The organism is Pedobacter sp. BAL39, from assembly GCF_000170795.1.
Taxonomy (GTDB): domain Bacteria; phylum Bacteroidota; class Bacteroidia; order Sphingobacteriales; family Sphingobacteriaceae; genus Pedobacter.
Genome location: NZ_ABCM01000025.1, coordinates 1 through 25,862, shown reverse-complemented (window position 1 = coordinate 25,862; position 25,862 = coordinate 1). Strand labels below are relative to the sequence as shown.

The following is a 25,862-nucleotide window of genomic DNA, read 5'->3' as shown; positions in this document are numbered from 1 at the left end:
ACCGCGGGACCAGCTGCCATAAAAAATTGGTATTATTGCAGCTAATTTGTGCCATGAATAAGATTACACCAACAGCCGACGGTTCGAATACCCTCTTTAACGAGACCATCGGCGAACATTACCACAGTAAACACGGGGCTGTACAAGAAAGCAAACATGTTTTTATCGAAGCGGGTCTGAAACATGTTACCCTCCGACAATCTTCCATCAACATCCTGGAAGTTGGGTTCGGCACCGGATTAAACTTTCTCTTCACCCTCGATCATTGTATCAATCAACAGCTGCAACTAAACTATACCGGCATTGAAGCCTTTCCGCTGAGCCTGGAAGAGCTGCGATCGACCGGTTATCAGCAATATGTACCCGATTTGGTATGGAAGGGACTGGAAGACAATTATGCTTTGGCGCTGAATGAGCCGATCTCCATCACGGCAGATCAGCAGTTCTACATCGCCCACACTACCCTTGCCAACTTTACTTCGCCCCCCCTGTTCGACCTGATTTATTTCGATGCATTCTCCGTGCAGCACCAACCCGAGATGTGGAGTGATGAGATCATTGCCCATGTAGGCACCTTTCTGAAACCGGGAGGCGTATTTATCACCTATGCCATTACCGGTAAGCTAAAACGTGCCCTGAAAGCAGTAGGCTTTACCATCGAAAAACTACCAGGAGCACCGGGAAAAAGAGAAATGCTGCGGGCAACGAAAGCTTTATAAACCCCCATTTGTCATCCATAAGTTAATCTTATCGGAGAATAAGCCGGATATTACAAATTCAGGACAATGGCTCAAACCCTCGTTGTTTAGATTTGTTATTCAATCCTTAACCTTAAGATACTCGATATGGAAAAAAGAAAATTAGGCAATACCGATTTATTTGTCTACCCCATCACCTTTGGTGGCAATGTCTTCGGATGGACCATTGACGAGGCGAAATCATTTGAAATACTGGACGGCTTTGTCGATGCAGGATTCAACTTCATTGATACTGCGGATGTATACTCAAGATGGGTACCCGGTAATCAAGGTGGAGAATCCGAAACCATCATCGGCAAATGGCTGAAAGCACGCGGAAGACGCAATGACGTGATCATTGCGACAAAAGTAGGTGCTGATATGGGCAATGGAGCCTCCTTGAAAAAAGATTACATCATCTCCTCCGTTGATGCCTCCCTCAAAAGACTGAATACGGACTACATCGACCTTTACCAGTCTCATTACGAAGACACGAATACACCCATTGAAGAAACACTGGAAGCCTATGACCAGCTGATCAAAGCTGGTAAAATACGCTGGATTGGTGCATCCAATTACAGCCCGGAAGGACTAAAGGCTGCCTTGGAAACTTCTGAGCGACTCAGCCTGCCAAAGTACCAAACCCTGCAGCCCGAATATAACCTTTACAAAAGAGAAGATTACGAAAAGCAATTCGAACAGATTGCTGTAGAAAATCAACTTGGCGTCATCAACTACTATGCACTGGCCAGTGGCTTTCTTACCGGGAAATACCGTTCTGAGGCTGACTTAAATAAAAGTCAGCGAGGAGGTGGCATAAAAAATTATTTGAACGACAGAGGCTTTAAGATTCTGAAAGCACTGGATGAAGTATCAGAACAGTACAGCGCCGATCAGGCGAGCATAGCTTTGGCCTGGCTGATCGCCCGTCCCTCTATTACGGCCCCAATTGCCAGTGTAACCAGTCTGGAGCAACTGGAAGACCTTAAAAAAGCAGCATCCATATCACTTGACGTCGAAGACATTGCCATACTGGATGAGGCAAGCAGCTGGAAATAAAAACAGCTTAACAACCTTTAGATCTAAACGTGCCCTGCCAGCAAAAAATGGCAGGGCATTTGTATTTAATTGAAAATTACATCTAAATTACCACTGGTTAAACTCATCTATGAATATTATGTCTCAACCCTTCTACACCAAACTGGCAATGGTACTGTTTTCAATCATCTGCGTCGGTTATCTGGCCATCCTGGGACAGACATTATTGGCACCTTTGCTCACTTCCTTCCTGTTGTCGCTGTTGCTGATGCCACTGGCCAACTTCATGGAAACCAAATGGAAGTTTAAAAGAAGCCTCGCCGCCATCGTGTCGGTGGTGCTGATGATTGCTGTAATTTCCGCAATCCTCTTTTTCCTGGCCAATCAGCTGACCGACCTGTGGGCAGACTGGCCGTTATTGAAGCAACAGGCAGAACATTCCTTTCATGATGTACAGGGATGGATCTCCGCTACCTTCGGGGTGAATACACAAAAACAAATTGACTACCTGAAAGACAGCACGTCTACTGCTCTGGCTACCAGCGCCTCGGTGCTTGGCGCTACCTTAATGACCTTATCATCGACACTTCTGTTCCTCTCCTTCCTGCTGTTGTTCACTTTTTTTATCCTCAACTACCGAAGGGTACTTTTTACCTTTCTTACCTCAGTATTCAAAGAAGAACACACTGAAAAAGTATCGGAGATCGTCAAAAGAATCCAGTATATCATCAAGAAATACATCACCGGATTGTTCCTGCAGATGTTTATCGTCACCGTGCTGATGATCTTTGTACTCTGGCTGTTAAACGTCAAATATGCAGTACTGCTGGGGCTGATTACCGGAATTTTCAACATCATCCCCTACATAGGCATCTTCACAGCCCTGCTGATCAGTGTGCTGATTACTTTTGCTACCGCCGGCGTGGCAAAGGTGCTGTTGGTCATCATTGCTTTCGTCGCTGTCCACGCACTGGACGGCAACATCCTGATGCCGCTCGTGGTAGGTTCGAAGGTAAAGATCAATGCCCTGTTTGCCTTTATAGGCATCGTCGTTGGCGAAATGGTATGGGGAATCTCCGGGATGTTTCTTTGTATCCCTTACCTGGCCATGCTCAAGATCATCTTTGACAGGATAGACAGTCTGAAACCATGGGGCGTCCTCCTTGGTGGCGAAGATAAACCGGCGAAGAAACGTAAAGTATACCGCATCACGAAAAACATCAAACTGGAAGAGCAGGAATAGTGCGCTTTTTCGTTTTTCATCACAATGATGGTTACCTTTATCCTAAAGTAAATAAATCTTTTAAAAACAGCACATCAATGCCCAATCATGTTGCCCCTGCTACCGCCTCCGATCCCGCTTCTGCTTTCCTCAGATTACTTAATGTCCTGGATACACTGCGCACAGAATGCCCGTGGGACAAAAAACAAACCATGGAAACACTGCGCCACCTCACTATTGAAGAAACGTACGAACTCTCGGATGCCATCCTTGAAGGTGACCTGGATGAGGTGAAAAAGGAACTCGGAGATGTCATGATGCACCTGGTATTTTACGCGCGTATTGCTTCGGAAACCAATAACTTTACCATTGTTGATGTGCTGAACAGCGTATGTGATAAGCTGGTAAACCGCCATCCGCACATTTACGGGGATGTTGAAGTGCAGGATGAGAACGATGTTAAACGTAACTGGGAGCAGATCAAGCTCAAAGAAGGCAACAAATCAGTGCTTGCAGGTGTACCGGCAGGGCTGCCTTCATTGGTAAAAGCAAGCAGAATCCAGGAAAAGGCACGTGGTGTAGGTTTTGACTGGGACAATAAAACTCAGGTATGGGATAAAGTAGAAGAAGAACTTCAGGAATTTAAAGAAGAGTTCAATACGCTCGACAATGAAGCCATCGACATTGAAAAAGCAGAGTCGGAATTCGGCGACCTGATGTTTTCACTGATCAATTATGCAAGGTTCATCAATATCAATCCTGAAAATGCACTGGAGAAAACCAACAAAAAGTTCATCAAACGTTTTCAATACCTGGAAAGCAAAGCCAAAGAAAATGGCAAAGCTTTACAGGATATGACACTTGCGGAGATGGACGTTTACTGGAACGAAGCTAAGTCCCTGTAAAAGCTCCTTAGCTGTGTTTCTTTTTCATGGTCATCTTTGCCTTCTGGCCAATGCCATAATTATAGTTTTTGGTATTGCTTTCCTTCTTTTCATGATAAGCACCACCACCCTGAGGGCCATCATTTTTTTCTTTTACAATCCTGCTCTTGTCAAGGCCGGAGGATTTGCTCACCTGATCAATCACCAGGTCATCAGGCAACTCCATCACATTTAGTCGGCTACCAATGGCCTGCTCGATCTTCTTTACTTCAATCAGTTCCATGTCAGTGGAGAAGGTGATGGCTACCACTTCTGCGTCATCCGTTTTCACAATCCTGCTGAGGAAAGTTTCTTTTTTCTCAGGAAGCTCAAAATGGAAGATAAAAGGTATTCCTGACAAGTCCAGGCTGCCAGCCCCCTCATTCGCTACAATCAGCACCCTTGCTTCGGGTATTTCCTTGAAGTCTTCAATATGATCAAAACCTTCTTCATCAAAAAATAAAGGGTTCAGCACGGCCACAGAACCCGGTTTACCCGCATGCAGGCTTTTTCCAAGTTTCTGTGCGGTCAGCCTGGTGTTTACAAACACAACCACCTTATCAAAAACCTCGTCATCACGTAACAGGAGGTTCATCAAATTGATTTTCGTTTTGAAATTAGGCACCTGATACAACAACAGTTCATGCGTTGAGGTATGGCTTTCACCGAGATCTTCCACTTCCAGTGTCGTCGGATAGTTCAGAAACTGGTCTACCATATTGTTCAGTTTTTCGTGTACAACAGTGGTAAAAATCAGGTGCTGGCATTTACCGGCACTACGTGCCAGCTCACATACCGGCAGCTGCATCCCTTGTTTGACAATCAGCTCCGCATCATCTACGATAAACATCTGCAGCTTGCTCATGTTCAGACCAAGCTTCAGGTAAATGGCGCGCGCACGTGTTGGCAATGCCACTACGATGTCTACCCCATCCACCAGCTCAAGAACCTCTGCCTCCGTACCACCTACGCCATGAAGGCCCATGATGCGAAGATTTCTGTTCCTGTTAAGCTTATGAAATTCCTCAATTACCTCAAGCACCTTTTCTTTTGTAGGCACCAGGATCAGCGCCTTCGGTGCTTCATCAGTACTATATTTGATACGCATTAAAACGCCAAGCACATAGGTGGTCGTTTTTCCCGATCCTTCAGGACCAACAGCTATGATGTCTTGCCCGCCAAGGATTCTGGACATGGTTTTCGCCTGAATCTCTTTTGCCGCGATGTAACCAGCATCGGTCATCGAGGTGACCAGCTGCTTGCTAAGTTTTAATTTTTCTAATGACACTTTACCTTTATTAAAATATAATAATCGCTACAAATTTACATAATATTTAATTGTTAAATTTGGGGATATTTATCTTACCTCTTATACCATGAAAAACAACGCTACGCTACTGCTAATCACCATGATGATCTGCGGCATTAGCTCCAAGGCCCAGTTCGGGCGACTGAAAGATGCACTCAACAACAGTGTAGGTACTGTGCTCAACGGCAAACAACTCAAGCTGCTGCAGGCGCAGCCCATCACTACCAATTTCGACGACTGCAACAAAAAGGAAACCATGCCGGTAAACTTTGGTGCCGACTCAGTAAAGAAAGAACTCTGCAGTATGATGTCCAGCTATTCAGCAACCACAGGCTTCACACTAAAGCCTGGCTTTTACAGGGGAACGTTTAAAAGCTTCTGCCTCAAGGCTGGTACTTATGGTCCAGGAAAAGGTGATGGATATCTCTTTGCCCCTCTTGCCGGGCCTAAGGAAAAAGTAGCCCATACGCTCATTGCCAACTGGGAAAAACATCCTGAGGTAGAACAGCATGATGTCCAGCTGCTGCTATGGGCCATTATTGCAAAAACAAATTTCAGTAAGCTGTCGCCAGAACTTAAGCTGGTTGCTGCAAAATTGCTCAATAGTAATGACATGTCTGTGCTCAGCAGCAACATCATGGATTATGTGTCCAGCGAAGCGATGGAAAAATTAACCGGCAACCTTCCTGAGCCAGCAAAAACGATTGTTGAAATAGAAAATAAAATCAGGGGACTGATGTATCGGGCAAATGCATCCTATGAAGAAATCGAGAGCCTGGCCATGTTAAATGGTTCCGCCACTCCAAATACCGATTTCCCGAGAGGTATCTGGGGGCTGCATCCGGACGGCTACTATATTAAGTACCTTCCTCATGGTTATACTTCAACGGAAGTTGTGATTTATGTCCCTCGAACTATAACTACAGTAAATTATCTTCCTGTGGGGATGGTTGCGGTACCTGCAAGCCGCGGTTCCCAGCGATTGGGGCAGTCGAACTTTCTTGTCTGCGAAAAATAACATCCAAGGGCAATCTGATCTGATATATGGACATCTAATTACTCAACCTGATTTGGCTTCATGGGACAGCAGACCACCTGCTCCCTTTAAAACCAGATCAGGTGGATATCTGGGTGCAAAATGGCGGGCATCTAATGGTATACAACAAGCATCAGGAATTGAGCAAAATTTTAACTGCGGTAATTAATACCTAATAGAAAGTGCGATTGCACAATATTAAAGCCTATTTAAACCGGATGGCCTTCAACGGAGAAATCTTACTCACCAGCAGGGAAGGCACGACCAGCACCACCAGACAGATCAGTACGGTGCAGATGTTCAGCAGCAGCACGTCAACAAAATGGAATTCAATCGGCACGTAAGACAAGTAATACGACCCTTGATCGAGGCTGAATACATGTGTATATTTCTGGATGAACCCAATGCCCAATCCCAATATATTCCCAAGCAGCAGACCTATTCCGACCAGGTACAATGCATTGTAGAGGAAGATCTTCATGACACTGTAATCCGCCATACCAAAGGCTTTGAGCATCCCAATCATGTTTGTACGCTCCAGGATCATAATGAGGAGTGCAGTGATCATATTGATCACACCAACAATCATCATCAGGATCAGGAGCACCTTGGTATTCACATCCAGCAGAGACAGCCAGGTAAAGATGGCCGGGAAGAATTCAGAAACAGATTCAGACCTCAGGTTGACTTCCAGATTCGTATAGATGTCCATAGAAGTCGTCTTGAGCTTTGAGAAATTCTTAATCCTCACCTCAATACCTCCAATCTCATCGTATTTCCATTTGTTCAGGCGGCGGATGACGTTGATGTCCCCGATTACAAAACCTTTATCGATCTCCTCGACACCAATGTTGTAAATGCCCACAATCTTGAGTTTACGCACCCTCGGCGGATTTTGCACAAAGTACATGATAAAGTCATCGCCAGTTTTCAATTTCAAGCGGTTCGCTGTAAACTGAGAGATCATGATCTGGTTCATCGCCGCCGCGCTGTCGGCGAAATTGATCACCTTGCCACTCACCAGGTGTTCACGGATGTAATCCCAGTGGTAGTTCTTATCGACACCTTTAAAATTGATTCCCTCCACCTCATCATTGGCAGAGATGATGGCCGGTTTGGTGGCATAAGATTGGTAATACTCCACCTGCGGATTCTTTTTCAGCTTACTGATGGTTTCTGCTCCCGGCACAAAAGGGCTCAGCTCAAAGGAGTTGTTGAGGTCAAATTTAAAAATACGCACATCACCAATATATCCACGTACCTTCTCTTGAATTTCAGTTTTGAAGCCTTTAATGATGGCCACAGAAAGCATCATCACCGCCAGACTCAGCATCACCCCTGCAATGGCGATACGTACAATCAGCTTAGAAAATGTTCGCGACGATTTAATGGCAATCCGGCTCGCTATGAAATATTCTGTGTTCAACGTTTTTCAATATTGGTGACTCCGCAAAAATGGGATAAATATTTGATCTCTGCATGGTAATTGATAGAGAAAACCAGATCATTGACATTTTATTATCTTTATCCCTATGATACCACCATTAGCAAATATCCTGCATACGGCATTGATCAGCCTGACACTTTTGGCCTGTGGCACCAGCGCCCCCGTAACCTCCACACGTAGTGTGTCAATAATAGATACGCTTACCCCGAGACCGGTAACAGTCAAAGAAAACAACCTGCAACAGGACTCAACCTTACGCACCGGGGCAGAGCAAACTGAATTGTACCTCCCCTATCTGAAAGGCAAACGCGTGGGCATGGTTGTCAACCCAACCTCCATCATCGGAAAGGAAACGACTGTCGACAGCCTGCTGAAGCTGGACGTCAATATTGTCAAGATCTTCGGCCCTGAGCATGGCTTCCGGGGAAATGCCAGCGCAGGTGTGCATGTAAATGATGCTGTGGATACCAAAACCGGCATCAAGGTAGTTTCTTTATACGGAAAAACCTCCATACCCACCGCAGCAGACCTTGCCGATGTAGACATTATGATATTTGACATTCAGGATGTCGGTGTCCGGTTTTATACTTATATCAACACCTTGCAGCACGTGATGGAGGCCTGTGCAAGAGCCGATAAGGAAGTAATGATCTTTGACAGGCCCAATCCCAATGGTTTTTACATTGACGGTCCGATTCTGGACCCTAAACTGGTTTCCGGGATCGGCCTGCAGCCTATTCCCATTGTCCATGGCCTGACTGTTGGAGAATATGCGCAGATGCTGAATGGCGAAGGATGGCTGAAAGACAAAGTGAAATGCCGCATCAAGGTCATTAAAGTGGCCAATTATAACCATGATATGCCTTATGAACTTCCAGTAAAACCATCACCGAACCTGAATACGGCACAATCCATTTTACTTTACCCTACCACCTGTCTTTTTGAAGGAGTATATCTAAATCATGGACGCGGCACCCAATTTCCATTTACAGTGCTGGGCGCACCTGCACTGAAAGGAAAATATAGTTTTTCATTTACCCCTAAAGGCATTAAGGGCATGGCCGAGACGCCGATCTTTAAGGATCAGGTATGCTATGGCCTTGACCTGAGAAATTATGACACAGCGATCATCCGTAAGGAGAAAAAGCTGAAACTGGAATGGCTGATAGCGCTCTATAAAGCTTCGCCAAATAAAGCTGATTTTTTCAACTACAAGCTAAGCAACCAGATGGGCAATATTGACAAGCTCGTCGGAGTGTCCACCCTAAAAGAACAAATCGTCGCCGGCAAATCGGAAGATGAAATCCGTAAAAGCTGGGAACCAGGTCTGAGCCGTTATAAAACAATGCGCGAACAGTACTTGTTATATCCTTAAAGCGAAGATCATGAACAGCGAGCCAAAGAAAAAGAATGATAAACCCAGCAGCAATTATAAAGAGGAAATTCCGGAAGACAAAGTTCCCGCTGGTGATAAGGCAGTAAAAAAGCCTGAAGATAAAGACTATACTGAGGAAGAGCCTCATTTTAAAGATCCGGCGAAGCAGAGGGAAAAAAGTGAGCAACCTGTAGACCCGGTGAAAAAAGCACCGAAAGATAATTAATAGAAAAGCGCGTTAACGCGCTTTTTTTTCAACCTTTGCTTTTCTGGCTGCTCTCAAAAACTGCATCAGCACTTTCTCATCGTTCTCCATTCCGAACTTCGTATGCGCTTTACTGACATCAATCTTTTTGAGATATTTCCCTAAAGTATCATTTTCAAAAGCTTCAAGCAGCAGCGGATACACATAAGAGCTTTTGCATACTGCCCTGGTGTTGCCGAGTTTACTTGCTACACAATCCAGTACCTGTACGATCACCTTCTTCTTAGGCTGTATTTCTTCCACATTGGAACAGCAGACTGCAAGTTGTCGCAATGCTTCCAGCGTACCACCCCAAGTCCTGAAATCCTTAGCACTAAAGTCATCGCCTGTGATCTCCTTAATGTAGTTATTGATCTTGCCTGAGTCTATGCCCCGGCGCTCATGATCTTCGGTATAATATTGAAAGAGGTCCTGTCCCGGAATTTCCATGCATTTTTTCACCAGCTTAGAAAGGGTTTTATCATTGAGTTTCAGCTCCTGCTGTACGCCTTTCTTTCCAATAAAACTCAGCTTCAGCTGATTCCCCTGGATCTTAACATGTTTGTTCCTGAGTGTGCTCAATCCGTAGCTGCCATACAGCTGCTTGTAGGACTCGTTGCCAATCCTGATCAGTGTTTTCTGCATAAACTCCAGGCAGATGGCCAATACCTTCTGTTCATCAAAATCTTTTCTTCGAAGGTCACGGGCAATTCGTTTGCGCGCTACAGGAAGTGTTTTCCCAAACTCCAGTAAGCGGAAGTACTTCTGATCAGAACGCCTCGAGGTCCAGTCGGCATGATACCGATATTGTTTTCTTCCAGCCACATCGATGCCCGTTGCCTGCAGGTAACCATTTTTCCTGGGACTGATCCATACAGAAGTCCATGCCGGGGGCAGTACCAGCGCCTTGATCCTTGCCAGATGGTGTTCATCAGTGATGGTTTTACCATCCTTATCTTCGTAATGGAATTTTCCGGGTTTACCCTTTCTATATATGCCAGGTTTACTATCTGTTACATAGACCAATCCACTTTCTTTAATTTCCTCCAGGGTCTGAAACATATATTTTGAGCAGGATATGCGTGAAATTTTTAGTTATTTTGTTATCTAAAACAACGGATGATGAAATTAGTTTTTATGGGTACCCCCGATTTTGCTGTCGCTTCTTTAAACGCATTGGTAGAAGCTGGTTTTGATGTTGCAGCCGTAGTTACAGCGGCCGACAAACCTGCCGGCAGAGGCCAGAAGATCCAGGAAAGTGCTGTTAAGCAATATGCGGTAGCGAAAGGCATCAAGGTGTTACAACCCCTGAAACTAAAAGACCCTGAGTTTCTTGAAGAGCTGAAGTCCATCAATGCCGACCTACAGGTAGTGGTCGCCTTCAGGATGCTGCCAGAAGCGGTATGGAACATGCCTGCCAAGGGCACCATCAACCTCCACGCCTCCCTCCTGCCACAATACCGCGGCGCAGCACCCATCAACCATGCCATCATTAATGGAGAAAAGGAAAGCGGCGTCACCACATTTTTCCTGAAACATGAAATCGATACCGGTGACGTGATCTTCTCGGAAAAAGTCGAGATCCAGAACAATGACACTGCGGGCGATTTACACGATAAACTAATGGCAACAGGCGCAGGTCTGCTGGTCAAAACAGTAAAGGCAATTGAGTCGGGCGATTACCAGGAGCAACCACAGCCGCAAAGTGGCGAACTGAAACATGCACCGAAGATTTTCAAGGAGCATTGCCTGATTGATTGGAACCAGCCGGTTGCGAAAATATACAACCTCATCAGAGGGCTCAGCCCATATCCTACTGCTTACACGCTGCTGAATGGCAAAACACTAAAGGTTTTTAGTGCGGAAATGGAAGAAACAGAACCTGGTATTGCCGCAGGCGGCTTTCTGTCTGATGGAAAAACCTTCCTGAAGTTCAGCACTAAAGACGGCTTCATCAAGTTGACAGACCTTCAGTATGAAGGTAAAAAGAGAATGACCGTAGAAGAGTTTTTAAGGGGTATGCGCCTTTAAAAGCAACCAGGCTACAACTGATTCAGCCTGGCACTCAAATCTTTTGAGATTTCATTAAAATATCGTTTGCGGCCATAGCCCATCACCCAGCGGATGCCACCGGTAGCATTGGTAATGAACACTTCTTCGGCCTCGTTCAATACTTCAGGATTGATCTGTGCTTCAACCATGGGAATACCATTCGATTTTGCCATACCCATAACCACATTGCGCATCACTCCCGCAATACAACCTTCCGACAAGGCGGGAGTATAAATCTGCTGATCGTACACCACGAAGATGTTGGAACTGATACTTTCACAAAGAAAACCATGCTGGTTCAATAGAAAAGCCTCGTCCAGGCGGTGTTGTTTCTTATAGAGTCCGGCCATGACAACAGCAGTGAGTTGGTGGTCTTAAAATTGGACAGTTTATTTACAGGTTTGGTGATCTCATCGTATACGTCGATGATCAGCCCCTTCCGGTTCAGCTCATAAATACTGTCTTCCATCGCGGTAGCTTCCAGCACATAACCAAACTTATTGCTCTCGGGTGTATATAGTCCGTCGCCCTCCCGGTAAACAGACAACCTGAACCTGGCATTGTCTTTCAACCTGTTCTTTTTGCTCAGCTCTGCAGTTTTCTGTTTCAGGAAATACTCATCCATCAGGTTACTACCATCCATCTTCAGCGCCCTCATTCCCGCAGTAAGACGGTCTGCATGTAGTTCCGGAAACTTCAGCTTGCCGTTACACATCCGCATGGACTCAAACAGACCATCTCCATACCTGAAGGCGCGGTTTTTAACGCCCAATATCGGATGGTTTACCGAGACCAGTTCATCATTATGTAAAATGTATTCCTGGTTCATTTACGACGGCTGAACGATATAGTTTCTCCATTTATTCAATACGCCATCAAAGTCTGCAGGCAAGGGAGCTTCAAACTCCATATATTTCTTTGTTGTCGGATGGATGAAACCCAATGTCTGCGCATGAAGCGATTGCCTAGGCATGATTTCAAAACAATTCTGAACAAACTGTTTGTATTTATTGAAGGTCGTCCCCTTAACAATTTTGTCGCCACCATAATTGGCGTCGTTGAATAAAGGATGTCCGATATGCTGCATATGTGCTCTGATTTGATGTGTACGGCCAGTTTCAAGCTGGCAGCTGATTAAAGTTACATATCCTAAACGTTCCAATACCGTATAATGTGTTACCGACCACTTACCTTTTTCTTCATCGTCGTAGACATCCATCACAATCCTGTTCTTCAGACTACGTCCGATGAAACCCGTAACCGTCCCATTTTCAGCAATATCTCCCCATGCCAGGGCAATGTATTTGCGGGTGATGCTGTGGTCAAAAAACTGCTTTGCCAGTTTGGTCATGGTGATCTCGTTCTTGCTGATCAGCAGGAGTCCTGAAGTATCCTTATCAATACGGTGAACCAGTCCCGGGCGGCCTTCGTTACCTGGAAGCTGCGGCAGTTGCTCAAAGTGAAAAGCCAGTGCATTCACCAGCGTGCCAGTGTAATTGTTGTACCCAGGGTGTACCACCATCCCTGCAGGCTTGTTGACCACCAGCAGGTCATTGTCTTCATAAACGATGTCCAGAGGAATGTCTTCAGGATAAACTTCCGTATCGCGTGGAGGATGAGGAAAGACAATCGAGATCTCGTCAGCAGGTTTCACCTTATAGCTGGACTTCACCGTTTTCCCGTTCACTAAAACATTGCCTGCATCAATGGCATTTTGTATGCGGTTGCGTGAAGCATTTTCCATACGTCCCATCAGGAATTTGTCGACCCTCAATAAAGACTGTCCTTTATCTACAACAATATTAAAGTGTTCGTATAAATCCTGCTCTTCCAGTTCCTGCACGCTGTTGCTATTTTCCATCAATTTTTTTTCAGTATTATGCTAACGTAAAAGCGCCCTGCTCTTTTGTTTTCGGTTACAAAACTAATCTTTAACAATTACATAATTCAAAAAAAAGAATTTGGTCTGCTTTTTGATAAACCGTGATCGTTGTAAGTGAATACTTATGAAAATGTTAAAAACCTACGCTTATGAAAAACTTTACTCAAAACGTTAAGATTGTCCTTAACTTTTTTCCTTACCTGATCAGGAAGATCTATTTTAAACCATAATATCCGGGGCTGAACAGAGGCTGTTATATTTGTATCTATGTTTACAGATATTTACAGTCCGCTACAGCAGTTAAAACACACCTGCCTACAACAGTACTGGATTAAAAGAGATGATTTAATTGACCCTTATATCTCAGGGAATAAATGGCGTAAATTAAAGTACATCTTAGAAAAAGCATCGCACCTCCAACGTCATCATCTGGTGACCTTCGGAGGTGCTTACTCCAACCACCTTGTCGCCACCGCCGCCGCAGCTGCCAGAAGCGGGTTAAAATCCACGGCATTCGTACGTGGCGAAAACGTCAATAATGAAATACTTACGCTGTGCAAACTGTATGGCATGAAACTTCTCTTTACCGACAGAACGGCTTATCGGAACAAACACTTACTTTTTGAACAGCATTTCAGCAATGATCCCGATGCCATCTATGTGGATGAAGGAGGCGCAGGAATAGAAGCAGTCAGGGGATGTGCAGAGATCATCGACGAGCTGCCGGAAGATACAGCACATCTATTTTGTGCCGCAGGCACAGGAACCACTGGAGCAGGACTCTTACAAGGAATACTGAAACATCATAGAAAAACTAAACTGCATGTCATCCCCGTGCTCAAAGGCGCGGAATTCATCAGGGAAGAAATCATTAAATATACCGGTGAATCCGATCAGTTGATCATGCACTACGATTATCATTTTGGTGGTTATGCAAAGACTACATCAGAGCTGATCAGCTTCATCAAAGCTTTCGTGGCACAACATGGCGTGCTCCTTGACCCGGTTTATACAGCAAAGATGTGCTTTGCGATAGAGGACCTTCAGCAGGCCGGTGAGATCAGACCTGAGGAAAGGATCGTTGCGTTGCATACGGGTGGGTTGCTGGGATTGATGGGGATGAAAGAAAAATTCTAGCCCAAAATGAAATATAAAAACGGCGCCTGATTCTCAGGCGCCGTTTTTATATGATTAAGTCGATTTAACTGCACAACAATTTTCAGATTGAAGTCTGCAGAAAGCCCGGATTAATTGTAACCTGGATTTTGGGTCAGGTTAGGGTTTAAATCACGTTGTTGCTGTGGTATAGGATACAGGTTACGGGTCGTTGCCGACGCATTATGATCCCACCATGTAGCAGTAGTAAACTTATTCCAGCGGATCAAATCCTGCCTTCTAAAACCTTCAAAGATAAACTCCCTTCCACGTTCAGCAAGCAACTCATCCATAGTCAAAGTGGCGGCAGTGTACGTGGCAGCGGCCTGATTAGCTGGAGCGAAAGCTCTCAAATGACAGTCATTGATCAACTGTAATGCAGTTGCATCTGCAACACCACCATTTCTACGCATGATTGCTTCCGCTTTAGCAAAATAAATCCATGTTAAACGATAAACATTCCAATCTGTATTGTTATAGTTTGGATCAATAGGAATACCTCCCAGTCCGGCAGCCTGGTTACCAAGTTTATACTTGTTAAAACGAACACCGCTGTTTTCTTCCCCTTCGCTCATGTTGGATACCGTGGAACCAGATCTGTTTTTCCTGATGTTGTCTACGAAAACCAAAGGCTGGTTATTATACTCTTCAGATCCTGTAACCGGCGCTCCGGTAACGAAATTTAACTGAGGTCCTTCCAACAGCCACTCTGACTTACGAAGATCGTTGTCGCCAAATGTAGTATAAACACCAGGGATCAATACGATACCATCATTGCCATTACGGCCACCTCCATAGATCTCACGTTGTTTAAAGTGATAAAATTCACCTGGCCATGAAGGTTCAAACGCGGCGATGGTATAATTATAAGCAATAGAGAAGATCGCCTCTTTTGATAAGTCATTGGTAGTCTTAAACTGGTCAGTGATGTTTGGATCCAGGGCCATGGTTCCATTTTGGGCACCACCCTGACCTGTGATGACCATATCAGCAGCAGCAATACAATCATCCCAGCGCGGAGTACCCGTCCAGGCTTCAGCATTCAGATACAGCTCAGTAAGCATTGCATAGGCTCCTGCCTGGGACATTCTTCCAACCATAGCACGGGACAATTTCGGTGCGGCCGCAATATTGTCTTTGATCTCCTTCTCTACGAAGTTAAAGATCTCCTGTCTCGAAGACGTAGCTGGTCTAAGCGGATCAGTAGTATTCGTTGCAATTGGAAGTCCTCCCCAAAGATCCATGGCTTTCAGATAATGGAATGCACGGAATAATTTTAGTTCAGCCAAATAGGATTGTCTTTCCTCTTCCGTAATTCCCATTCTACTCAAGTCTGCAGCACTAATGATCTCTATAGGAGAATTACAATAGCCAAGTCCGCCAAATAACAGGATCCAAGCCTGGTTAATACCGGCCTCATCTACAGTCCAGGTATGGTAATGCAGACGTTTCCATTTTCCACCATCCTCACCGTGACGCCCTTTTGTTGGCCAGGCCAGCTGATCTGCCGACAGCTCTGAAGCCCTCCACCAGTTATCCTGCCCAGATGGGGTTACCCATGCGTTGGCATGTGTATAAGGTCTCAATACCGCAGAAATCACCTCATTTTTGTTCGTGTAAAAATCGTCAGCAAGCACCACATCGTAGTTACCTTCTTCGATTTTTGTACAACCATTGGCGACGCACATAGCGGCAACCAACGTAGTATATATTAAATATTTTCCTTTCATTTCAACTAATTTAAAATCCAACATTAACACCCAGCAGTATCGATCTAGAGCTAGGATAAGGTCCTCTTGTATCTAAACCTAACGATCTGCCATCCACTTCATTTCCAATTCCTGTATCCAATATAAAGTCGGGATCATTACCAGAATATCCGGTAAATGTCAGCAGGTTTTGTCCTGTCGCATAGATGCGCAGATTTCGGATTCCCTTGGACTTGAAGTTGAAATTATAACCCAACGTCACCTCATCAATTTTAAGGAAACTAGCGTTTTCCAGGTAATAGTCAGAGTACATATAAGTATCATTAATTTCGGCATATTTGGTGAAGGTATCTTTAATCAGATTCCCGCTCCAGGTTTTATTTCCATAGGTTAAGGCAGTTGTATTCAAAGCGTCAAATCCGAATTTACCTCTCATGAAGATCCTTAAATCCCAATTCTTGTAATTGAAATTCTGAGTCATTGACATATAGAATTTAGGTACAGCATTACCAATTGGAGCAAGATCGCTGACGCTACGGTCATTTCTTGAATTGTTGATCTGATCGTTCGTCACCGCTTCTCCATTTCTGTTATAAAACAGCCATTTGCCTTCTGGTGTAAATCCAGCGAAGCGTTTCCCATAGAAAGTACCAATTTTACTTCCCTCATAAGTAGTAAAAGCCTGGCCAAGATCTCCAGCGCCGTTTATATTTCCTGTTTGAATATACAGACGTTTAAAGAGACTGTTTGAATAGCTATCCAGAGTGTTTTTTGTAGTACTGGCAGTCACATCAAAGTTCCATTTGAAATCTCCCTCGCGAATCGCCTGATAACCGAGTCCCAATTCAATACCAGTAGACTTGATCGTTCCAACATTTGTGAAGATGCTTTCCCTGACATAAGCAGGAAGTGGTGTATCGTAGCTATCCAGCAGATCGGATGTTTTTCTGCTGAATACATCAATCGACCCAGACAGCCTGCTGTCAAATAACCGGTAATCAATACCGAAGTTAAATTCCTTTTTTCGCTCCCATCTTAGGTCAGCATTTGGATTCCTCAACGGCCCATAAGTTTGATAGTAGTTTCCGTCAGGGAATAGATATTTCCCTCCTGTGCCCAGGACTAACCTGGATACATTTCTCATGGCATTTGCGGGCGAGTTTCCCGTTTCGCCATAACCAGCCCTTAGCTTCAGATAACTAACGAATTTAATGTCCTTCATGAAATCCTCTTCCGAAATGTTCCATCCTAAGGATACTGCAGGGAAGTTTCCCCATCTGTTATTATCACCAAACCTTGCAGCAGCCTCCCTACGAAGGATAACCTGTGCCAGGTATTTATTATTATAAGAGTAATTGATACGACCAAAAAAAGCAACAAAAGCATTATCGAATTTCGAACTGGCCATCGACGCTCTTCCTGTTCCAAGCGCAGCACCCGCCCCCAAATTATCCTCATGAAACTGGTCGTTCAGAAAACCACGGTTTGAGGCATTCGAGGATTCTTCCATCTCGTACCTGTAACTATAACCTAGAATGGCAGTAAAATCATGTTTGTCAAGAAACTTTTTCGAGTAGCTCAAGGTTGGCTCAACAGCGTATTTCTGCGAAAGAAAATCCCCTTTGTACGCATAACCGCCGCCTGGGAAATCAGTATTTTCCATGGAGTCCTCACTTTTCAGAAAGCGGTACTGGCCATCGGTATAGGCATCTCTTGTGATCGATCCGAATACGGAACCTTTCAATCCTGGCAGGATTTCCACATCAACTTTCGCATCAGCAGAAGAAGTTTGCTGTTTTCGTTTATTAGTTTCCAGTTCAAGTCTGGCAAACTCATTGGTACTGGTCAGGTCATAACGGAAAGAGCCGTCTGGATTATAATTGGATAAGGTAGGATTTTTAGCTGATTCACTTTCCCATCCGCCACCACCTAGTAAATTAGCCTTATTCACATTTGTCGCAAGATTCAGTTGTATATTCACACGGTTGTCAAATGCTTTCTGGTTGACGTTGAAACGCATACTATATTCTTCACGTCCATTCTCACGACTCAAACCTGCAAGATTTCTGTAGTTCAGACTCGCACGATAAGTTGTCTGCTCAGTTCCCCCCGACAAGGCCAGGTTGTGATTATGAGAAAGGTTATCATGATTGATCAATCCGTCAAAGAAATCTGTGTTGCTTCCAAAATCCTCCTGATCAAGCGCTCCGGAATTAATCTTTTCGCGAAATTCTGCTGCAGTAAGGAAATCCGGTCTATTTTGAAGGTACTCCTTCCTCACATAAGAAGAATAATCAATTGTCGGCGGCCCTGTTTTACCCCGTTTGGTGGTAATCAGAATTACCCCGGCGTTGGCACTTGTACCATAAATCGCAGCACCGGAACCATCCTTTAGGATATCTACAGAGGCGATATCGTCTTGTTGCAACAGATCAGGATTACCTCCAGGGATACCATCAATTACATACAACGGAGCCCCACTGCCCTGTGTGGTTACTGCTCCCCTCAATTGCACCTGCACGGATGAGTTCGGGTTAGAACCTCCTGGACGTGACAACTGCAGACCTGCAACTTTACCTTGGATTAAATCCAGTGGGTTCCTTGCACCACTCTGCCGGAAATCTTCTGTACCTACGTGAGCCACCGCGGAAGTCACTTCCTTTTGCGACAGGTTACCATAACCGACGGCCACGACTTCTACATTCTCCAGCGTTGTACTTTCCGGATCCAGCTTGATGTCCATTGTCTTCTGCTCGCCAACAACCACTTCCTTTGCTTTATACCCCACAAAAGTGAACGTGATAATAGAAGTACTGCTGGACACTTTAATAGAGAATTTACCACTAGCATCTGTGGAAACTCCGGTCGGCTGACCTTTGATCTTTACACTTACACCGGGCAGAGGTAAATTCTTCTCATCTTTTACGACACCGGTAACGGTAATCTCCTGGGACTTGAAGTTTGAAATGGTTCTGATAGGACTCGGCATTACTTTCAGGTTTGCAGCTTCCAGGCTCGTGGCATTTAATCCCAGGGCAACAAACATCAGACTGGCCGATAAAGCCGAACCTGGCCTTATGAACTCAGTTAGTCTTCGTTTCATCATTGTTCTTTAGGTTATATAATTGGAAATTTGTAAAATACATGTGTTCAGGGCAGGGGAATTGCCTTTGTTGTGGTGGTTTAGGGGCTATTTGGATAGACATCAATAAATAATAAAACGTTTTAGTTTTTCATCCCAAACAATGCAGTACCCGATATCAATCAATCTAAATTTTCTGAAGGATGATCCATTCCGGCCCCCTTTATTTAGGGGGAAACAACAAGGCCTGAGATGGCTATTATTACCATAGTTTGTACAAAAACAGAAATTGTTCCTCATTGTTTTGAAAAAAAATAAATAAGTCGGAGAAACTTCAAATAATTGCTATAAATGGAAGCCTAGTAAATTTAGGATCAAGCGTTTAGGGAATTCATTTTTTTTAACACAAAAAGCATAAAACCGAACGTTAAAAGATCAATATCACATAATATTGATCACAAAAATGATGATCAGATAATTTTGATGTTTTCACTCGCTACCCATTCTATCATTTCTAAATTTCATACTGTTAATACACAGCATTAAATTAATCTATATCATTAAACAACAAAAACACTTTAGATTTACGAAAGAAAATAATTACACTAAAGAGGGCGTAATGAAACAAAAATAGCTTTCACATATCAGTAATTTCATCATACTTAAATACAATCCACACCATGTGACCAATTCGTGCAGCCCACCATCTGCCGCTTGGATCTTTTTTCTATCTTTGAAACTCAAAACACACCTATCCAATTCAATGAAAACAAACCAGGTCGCTTTAATTGTACACAGCTGTGACCGCTATCAGCTGCTTTACCGGGCCTTTGGTTATTTTTTCAATAAATACTGGGATTCTGATGTTGCTGTCAACTGTTATTTTGCCACTGAAGAACTGAGCGTTTCGCTCGAAAACTTCAGCAACATCCAGTCTGGCAAAGGAGAATGGAGCGACAGGCTTTCAAAATTACTGGATCTTGTGGAAGAAGAGTACATCATCTATCTTCAGGAAGACATGTGGCTAAGTAAACCTGTGAGCGGAAAAGCAATGGCAGAGCTCATTGAACTATCCATTGCCAACCAATGGAAACAGGTAAAGCTCAACTCTTCTGAAGTTTTTAAAACGCAACAAAGTGACCTTTTCCTGGAAGGGCTTAACCTTAGTCTCCTCGACAATCAGGCGAGTGGCTTCCTAATGTCGCACCAGGCCACGCTTTGGAACAAAGCTTTCCTGAAACAACAACTTCTTCCTGGAGAACACCCCTGGAGAAATGAAAGGAAGGGGACCAAAAGATTGAAAAAGCTGAATCCTGAAATTTACCACATCGATCTTTTCTGCGAAAATGGCCACCTGCCCAACCACAAAAACCAGGACGATCAAATCAGCAGCGCCTATAGTACCGTCTCCCAAAATGCCACGCTAAACGATAGGGCATTGCCATTCATCCAGATGCTCAAAGCCGATCCTCAACAAGCACAATATGGTCAGCAACTACAACACCAATACGACCAACAGATCACTCATGATGGTAAGCCAAAACCATTGAAAAAAGACATCTTCAAAAAGATCAAAGACTGGGTTAAAGGAAAATAAATCCTGCACTAATTTTTGAAATGCAAAAATTGCGCATTTTTTTTTTGCACGAAAATAAGCTCCACCAACTGCCATTGTCAATTGAAAATCCGGATGTCATCCCCCAGCAGAGAGACAATACACAAAACCCTCATAACGAACAGGTTAAACATTTTCATTTCCATCAGAAAAAGATAAAAGCATTCCCAACCACACTTACAACAACCGTCATTAAAACATTTAAAACGCGATAAGGCGAACAGTACAGTACAGGATGGGAATAAAAAAGGGGTTCTCTACCTTGCTCGCAATACCATCTGTCCTCCTATTGCAAACACCAAATAACCGGGTGGTAAAAACCAAATTTTAAATGTTATGAAAGAACAATTACTAAGTAATTTTCAGAAAGGGTCTGTAATGCTCTTTTTGTATTTCTGCTTATGGGTCAGCGCGGCACACGCTCAAAGTCCGAGGATAAGTGGAAAAGTAACTGATGCAGCCGACGGCGGCCCACTACCCGGCGTCTCTATCAAAGTGAAAGGCAGCCAGAAAGGTGGCATCACCGACGTCAATGGTGCCTTCACCATCGAAGCTGCCAAAGGCGCCGTACTTATCTTTAGCTACATCGGCTATACCCCTAAAGAAGTCACCGTTGCAGAGCAAGCCAGCATAAATGTATCCCTCTCCGCGCAGAACGACCAGCTCAGTGAAGTGGTCGTTATCGGATATGGAACGAGACAAAAGAAAGATCTAACCGGATCGGTAGCCTCATTAAGCTCCGCCCAGGTAAAAGACCTGCCGGTTGCCTCTGTGGAGCAAAAGATGATCGGTCAACTGGCCGGTGTACAAATCAGCTCCCCTACCGGCGCCCCGGGTGGTGGTACCACTATGAAAATCAGGGGATCCGGATCTATAGGTGCTGGCGACGGCCCATTGTATGTCATCGATGGATTTGCAATCACCAACACCGCCGGACAGGATTATAATCCGCTGAACACCCTCAGTCCCGACAATATTGAGAGCGTCAACGTATTGAAAGACGCTTCCTCAACCGCAATTTACGGTTCCAGGGGAGCCAACGGCGTGGTCATGATCACCACCAAAAAAGGTAAAAAAGGACCTCCGGTTGTAACCGTCAACAGCTACATCGGCAGTCAGGTGATCCCTCAGAAAGGTCGTCCACAAGTTTTGAACGGCGCGGAGTATGCCCAGTTTCAAAAAGAAATCAGAGAAGATGCCGCCAGGTATCAGGGAAGGATCCCTACAGATGCAGACATCCCCGAAGCCTACAGAAATCCAGCCCAGTACGGTGAAGGAACCAACTGGTATGATGCAGTGCTGCAAACAGCAATGCAGAACAACATCGACGCCAGCGTTCGTGGGGGATCAGAAAACACTCGCTACTCGTTTTCCCTCGGCCGTCTCTCGCAGGAAGGAACCATCAGGTACACTGACTATGAACGCTATAGCATTCAGGCAAACTTCGAATCCGACCTGAGCAAGAAAATTAAAGTCGGCATGAGCCTCTCCCCTACAGCAAGCACACAGGTGCGAAATTCCTTTGAAACGGGACAGCGCGACATCCTGACCAGAACACTTTGGTTAAGTCCAATTGTGCCCATCACCGATGCAAACGGCAACAGGACGGTATTCATTACCTCCCCAGGAGCCATCGGCGCCGGTAACCCGCTCAACACACTTGAATTTGCAAGCACCAAAGCAAAATACTTCCGCGGACTGGCTACAGGATTTGCAGAGTACCAGCCCATCGAAGGACTGAAAGTGAAGTACAGCCTGAATGTGGACTATGTCAACAACAACAACTTTGTCTTCAGACCTAACTTCGTTATCGGTGAAACCGGCAACCAGAATCCAAACCTTTCCATACCCAACTCCAGTACTGCCTATTCCGGCAGCACCAACTGGCTTTCTGAGCTGACTGCCACGTACGACAAACAGCTTGGAAAAGACCATCACATCAACGCCCTGATCGGATATACCGCACAGGAAGAACGTGGCGAAGGGTACAACTTTAACGCCACCAACTATGGCGATAACCTCGTGGAAACCATCAACGCCGCAACACTGCTCAATGGACAGGGTGCCGGCATAGACAAGTGGTCCTTGCTGTCCTACCTGGGCCGTATCGACTACGCCTACAAAGGAAGATATCTCTTCACGGGTACACTGCGTACAGATGGATCCTCACGTTTTGGCTCAGCTAAGCGATACGGATTGTTCCCATCTGCAGCTTTTGCGTGGCGGGTATCAGAAGAAGCCTTCCTGAAAGACAGCAAATGGTTGAGCGACCTGAAATTCAGGACCAGCTTTGGTCGCGCGGGGAATTTTAACATCGGCAACTACCGCTATGCAGCATCGATCACCAGCGCCAACTACTCTTTCGGTGGCCAGCTGGCCAACGGACGTGCAGCAGGCTCCATTGCCAATGATGAGCTGACCTGGGAAAAGTCAGACTCCTTCGACATCGGCTTTGACCTGGGTATCCTGAATAACCGCATCAGCTTTACTGCCGACTACTACAACAGGCTTACCTATGCCATGCTTTATGATTCTGAGGTGCCCCTGTCGTCGGGTTTTTCCAACGCCCTCATCAATGAAGGTGAAGTACGCAATACTGGTTTCGAATTCTCCATCAACTCCGAAAACATCAAAGGTGCTTTTAACTGGAACACCAACTTTAACATCAGCTTCAACAGAAACAAAGTCGTTTCCCTGAACTACAAAAATGACCCGATATACAGTGGCCGCAGTGGCGAAGGCAACTTCACCCATAAGACAGAAGTAGGAAAACCGCTGGGCCAATTCTTCGGCTTCGTCGTGGATGGCGTATACAGAGATCAGGCTGATCTGGACAGTTCCCCTAAACACAGCTCTTCCATCGTCGGATCCGCAAAATATAAAGACGTGGACGGCAACGGCATCATCGAAGCGGTGAAAGATTTTGACGTCATCGGCAGCCCGCAGCCCGACTTCATCTACGGGATCACCAACAACTTCAACTACAAAAATTTCGACCTCAGCATTCTGTTGGTAGGCTCCCAAGGCGGACAGCTGATGAAAACTGCGAACGAGTTCCTTACAAACATTGATGGTGTATTCAATGTCGACCGCAAGGTGCTCAACAGATGGAGATCTCCTGAAAACCCTGGTGATGGCGTAACACCAACCACCAATGGCGGCCGCACCCTCTACCGGGAGGTCAACAGCTCCTGGATTGAAGATGCCGATTACCTGAAAATTCAAAACATCACTTTAGGATACAATTTCACACAGAAGTTCATCACAGAATCTAAATTCATCAAAAACCTGCGCATGTATGCAAGCGTCCAGAACCTGGTCACCTTCACCAACTACAGCGGCGCCAACCCGGAAGCCACCACCGCAAACTCTGGTGTATTGACGCCGGGTCGCGACTTTGTAAGCTACCCGCTGCCAAGGGTGATGACTTTCGGTCTCAACATGACTTTCTAATCTTAAAATGAAACACAACATGAAAAAATACACTAAATATATCTGCCTTTCCCTGCTAGGAATCAGTCTTTCCATCTCGGGATGCAAAAAGAATTTACTGGAACAACCCTCAGAATCAGAACTGAATGGTGCCAGCTGGTGGCGCACAGAAGCCGACCTGAAACAGGGCGTTGTAGGTGCCTACCGTACCCTCCGCGACCTGGGCTTGCTGAACTATTGGATGTTTGGTGAAATGAGGTCCGACAATACCACCTTTCAATACAATCCACCGGAACGCGGACAGGAAAACCGGGAGTTTGTCGACCAGTTTCAGCTGAACTCTACCAACACACTCCTGCAAGGATTCTGGCAGCAGAGTTACAACGGAATTGCGCGCTGCAATGATGTGTTGGACCACGTCGACCGCATTCCGATGTCCGACCAGGCAAAAAACCAGGCCATCGGTGAAGTGAAAACACTACGCGCATTTCATTATTTTAACCTTGTCAGGCAGTTTGGCCCGGTACCATTACGTCTGGACGTTGTCAAAGTTCCTGCGGACGCACAGTCCAAAGGACGCGCCCCGGTAGAAGAAATATACACCCAGATTATCGCTGACCTTACTGATGCTGCAGAAAAACTGCCAGCTGTCGGGGATTACGCAGCAGCCGACAAAGGCCGTGTAACCAAGGGTACTGCCAATGCCATCCTCGGTGAGGTGTACATGACCCAGAAGAAGTTTGGCGATGCCCTAACCGCACTCAGAAAGGTAACCGGATATACCTTAATGGGTACCTATGCCAGCATTTTTACACCCACCAACAAGAATAACACAGAATCGGTCTTTGAAATACAATACCTGGGCTCGGTGCCAGACCTGGCCAGCAACTTCCTGTACCAGTTCGCACCTTTCAATTCAGGGAACGTGGTCACACAAGATCCGGGAACCAACCTCAACTATAACTCCGGATGGAATACCCCTACAGCGGACCTCATTGCGGCATACGAGCCTGGTGATGTTAGAAAGGACGTCTCCCTTGCGGAAGGTTTCACCAATGGAGGAACATTTACCGCGGCACCATACATCAAAAAGTACAATTATGGTTTTGTCCAACCCGGACAAACCAATGTCAACTTTCCCATCATCCGGTATGCAGATGTGACATTGATGATTGCAGAATGTCTAAATGAGCAGGGCTTCGTCGCCAATGGTGAAGCTTTCAACCTGTTAAATGCCTTGAGACTACGCGCAGGTCTGGGTGCTAAAACCTCCGGGAACCCGATCCCTGCCCTGAACGTAACTTCCCAACAAGCCTTCAGGGAGGCCATCTACCACGAACGCCAGGTGGAACTTGCCTTTGAAAACCACAGATGGTATGACCTGGTACGCACAGGAACAGCTGTAGCGGTCATGAATGCACACGGACAAAGGGAAATTGCCCTGAAACCAACTACCATTCCTGCCGGCTCTTATCAGGTAACCGAAAACAAATTGCTGCTGCAGATTCCTCAGCGCGAAGTGAACCTGGACAATCTGAGCCAGAATCCATTGTAAAATGGTACAGTTGAAATGAGCAGGTAGCTCAGGTTAATTAAAAAGCGAT

The 25,862-nt window shown here is 45.2% G+C and carries 18 protein-coding genes and 1 pseudogene; 12 read left to right on the top strand and 7 right to left on the bottom strand.

Going from position 1 to position 25,862, the window contains the following annotated elements:
• Positions 1-53 precede the first annotated feature (53 nt).
• The 4 genes from mnmD to mazG all read left to right on the top strand — a co-directional run bounded on the left by mnmD (position 54) and on the right by mazG (position 3,902).
• Complete coding sequence (gene mnmD / locus PBAL39_RS22255) at positions 54-719, top strand: tRNA (5-methylaminomethyl-2-thiouridine)(34)-methyltransferase MnmD (RefSeq protein ID WP_008245891.1); 666 nt, start codon at positions 54-56, stop codon at positions 717-719.
• A gap of 126 nt (positions 720-845) precedes the next feature.
• Positions 846-1,796, top strand: coding sequence for an aldo/keto reductase (locus tag PBAL39_RS22250; protein ID WP_008245890.1), 951 nt, complete (start codon positions 846-848; stop codon positions 1,794-1,796).
• Positions 1,797-1,905: 109 nt separating this feature from the next.
• Complete coding sequence (locus PBAL39_RS22245; protein ID WP_039867454.1) at positions 1,906-3,018, top strand: AI-2E family transporter; 1,113 nt, start codon at positions 1,906-1,908, stop codon at positions 3,016-3,018.
• Positions 3,019-3,095: 77 nt separating this feature from the next.
• On the top strand, positions 3,096-3,902 hold the full coding sequence (mazG, locus tag PBAL39_RS22240; RefSeq protein WP_039867452.1) for a nucleoside triphosphate pyrophosphohydrolase: 807 nt from the start codon (positions 3,096-3,098) through the stop codon (positions 3,900-3,902).
• A gap of 7 nt (positions 3,903-3,909) precedes the next feature.
• On the opposite strand, the gene PBAL39_RS22235 is transcribed toward mazG, so the two are convergent.
• Positions 3,910-5,208: a DEAD/DEAH box helicase gene (locus PBAL39_RS22235; RefSeq protein ID WP_039867449.1), complete on the bottom strand. Its 1,299-nt coding sequence runs from the start codon at positions 5,206-5,208 to the stop codon at positions 3,910-3,912.
• An 88-nt stretch (positions 5,209-5,296) separates the two neighbouring features.
• On the opposite strand from PBAL39_RS22235, the gene PBAL39_RS22230 reads away from it, so the two are divergent.
• Complete coding sequence (locus PBAL39_RS22230; RefSeq protein WP_008245886.1) at positions 5,297-6,247, top strand: hypothetical protein; 951 nt, start codon at positions 5,297-5,299, stop codon at positions 6,245-6,247.
• A 223-nt stretch (positions 6,248-6,470) separates the two neighbouring features.
• Here the strand turns inward: PBAL39_RS22230 and PBAL39_RS22225 are convergent, their stop codons facing one another.
• Positions 6,471-7,691 carry an FtsX-like permease family protein gene (locus PBAL39_RS22225; protein WP_008245885.1) on the bottom strand — a complete coding sequence of 407 codons (1,221 nt, stop codon included), beginning with the start codon at positions 7,689-7,691 and terminating at the stop codon, positions 6,471-6,473.
• 106 nt (positions 7,692-7,797) lie between these two features.
• Between PBAL39_RS22225 and PBAL39_RS22220 the strand changes: the two genes are divergently transcribed.
• Complete coding sequence (locus PBAL39_RS22220; RefSeq protein ID WP_008245883.1) at positions 7,798-9,087, top strand: exo-beta-N-acetylmuramidase NamZ domain-containing protein; 1,290 nt, start codon at positions 7,798-7,800, stop codon at positions 9,085-9,087.
• A gap of 10 nt (positions 9,088-9,097) precedes the next feature.
• Entirely contained in the window at positions 9,098-9,313 is a 216-nt protein-coding gene (locus PBAL39_RS22215) for a hypothetical protein (protein ID WP_008245882.1), read from the top strand.
• Between the two features lie 12 nt (positions 9,314-9,325).
• Here PBAL39_RS22215 and PBAL39_RS22210 read toward each other — a convergent pair whose 3' ends face one another.
• Positions 9,326-10,393: a DNA topoisomerase IB gene (locus PBAL39_RS22210; RefSeq protein WP_008245880.1), complete on the bottom strand. Its 1,068-nt coding sequence runs from the start codon at positions 10,391-10,393 to the stop codon at positions 9,326-9,328.
• Positions 10,394-10,453: 60 nt separating this feature from the next.
• Here PBAL39_RS22210 and fmt point away from each other — a divergent pair, with 60 nt between their 5' ends.
• Positions 10,454-11,362: a methionyl-tRNA formyltransferase gene (fmt, locus tag PBAL39_RS22205; protein ID WP_039867470.1), complete on the top strand. Its 909-nt coding sequence runs from the start codon at positions 10,454-10,456 to the stop codon at positions 11,360-11,362.
• Between the two features lie 11 nt (positions 11,363-11,373).
• On the opposite strand, the pseudogene PBAL39_RS22200 reads toward fmt, so the two are convergent.
• Together PBAL39_RS22200 and PBAL39_RS22195 are read right to left on the bottom strand one after the other, a co-directional pair.
• Positions 11,374-12,098, bottom strand: a pseudogene (locus PBAL39_RS22200) (aminotransferase class IV).
• A 114-nt stretch (positions 12,099-12,212) separates the two neighbouring features.
• Positions 12,213-13,244, bottom strand: coding sequence for an RluA family pseudouridine synthase (locus tag PBAL39_RS22195; protein WP_008245872.1), 1,032 nt, complete (start codon positions 13,242-13,244; stop codon positions 12,213-12,215).
• Between the two features lie 288 nt (positions 13,245-13,532).
• On the opposite strand from PBAL39_RS22195, the gene PBAL39_RS22190 reads away from it, so the two are divergent.
• Positions 13,533-14,402, top strand: coding sequence for a 1-aminocyclopropane-1-carboxylate deaminase/D-cysteine desulfhydrase (locus tag PBAL39_RS22190; protein WP_008245870.1), 870 nt, complete (start codon positions 13,533-13,535; stop codon positions 14,400-14,402).
• A gap of 110 nt (positions 14,403-14,512) precedes the next feature.
• Here the strand turns inward: PBAL39_RS22190 and PBAL39_RS22185 are convergent, their stop codons facing one another.
• Together PBAL39_RS22185 and PBAL39_RS22180 are read right to left on the bottom strand one after the other, a co-directional pair.
• The gene (locus PBAL39_RS22185; RefSeq protein WP_039867467.1) at positions 14,513-16,150 is read right to left on the bottom strand and encodes a RagB/SusD family nutrient uptake outer membrane protein; all 1,638 of its coding nucleotides are present in this window, start codon (positions 16,148-16,150) and stop codon (positions 14,513-14,515) included.
• A 10-nt stretch (positions 16,151-16,160) separates the two neighbouring features.
• Positions 16,161-19,235 carry a SusC/RagA family TonB-linked outer membrane protein gene (locus PBAL39_RS22180; RefSeq protein WP_157274174.1) on the bottom strand — a complete coding sequence of 1,025 codons (3,075 nt, stop codon included), beginning with the start codon at positions 19,233-19,235 and terminating at the stop codon, positions 16,161-16,163.
• 739 nt (positions 19,236-19,974) lie between these two features.
• Here PBAL39_RS22180 and PBAL39_RS22175 point away from each other — a divergent pair.
• The 3 genes from PBAL39_RS22175 (at position 19,975) to PBAL39_RS22160 (ending at position 25,813) form a co-directional block, all read left to right on the top strand.
• Positions 19,975-20,808 carry a hypothetical protein gene (locus tag PBAL39_RS22175; protein ID WP_008245867.1) on the top strand — a complete coding sequence of 278 codons (834 nt, stop codon included), beginning with the start codon at positions 19,975-19,977 and terminating at the stop codon, positions 20,806-20,808.
• A gap of 354 nt (positions 20,809-21,162) precedes the next feature.
• Positions 21,163-24,279 (top strand): TonB-dependent receptor, encoded by a 3,117-nt coding sequence (locus PBAL39_RS22165; RefSeq protein ID WP_008245865.1) that lies wholly within the window; start codon positions 21,163-21,165, stop codon positions 24,277-24,279.
• A gap of 19 nt (positions 24,280-24,298) precedes the next feature.
• Entirely contained in the window at positions 24,299-25,813 is a 1,515-nt protein-coding gene (locus PBAL39_RS22160) for a RagB/SusD family nutrient uptake outer membrane protein (RefSeq protein ID WP_039867464.1), read from the top strand.
• Positions 25,814-25,862 lie beyond the last annotated feature (49 nt).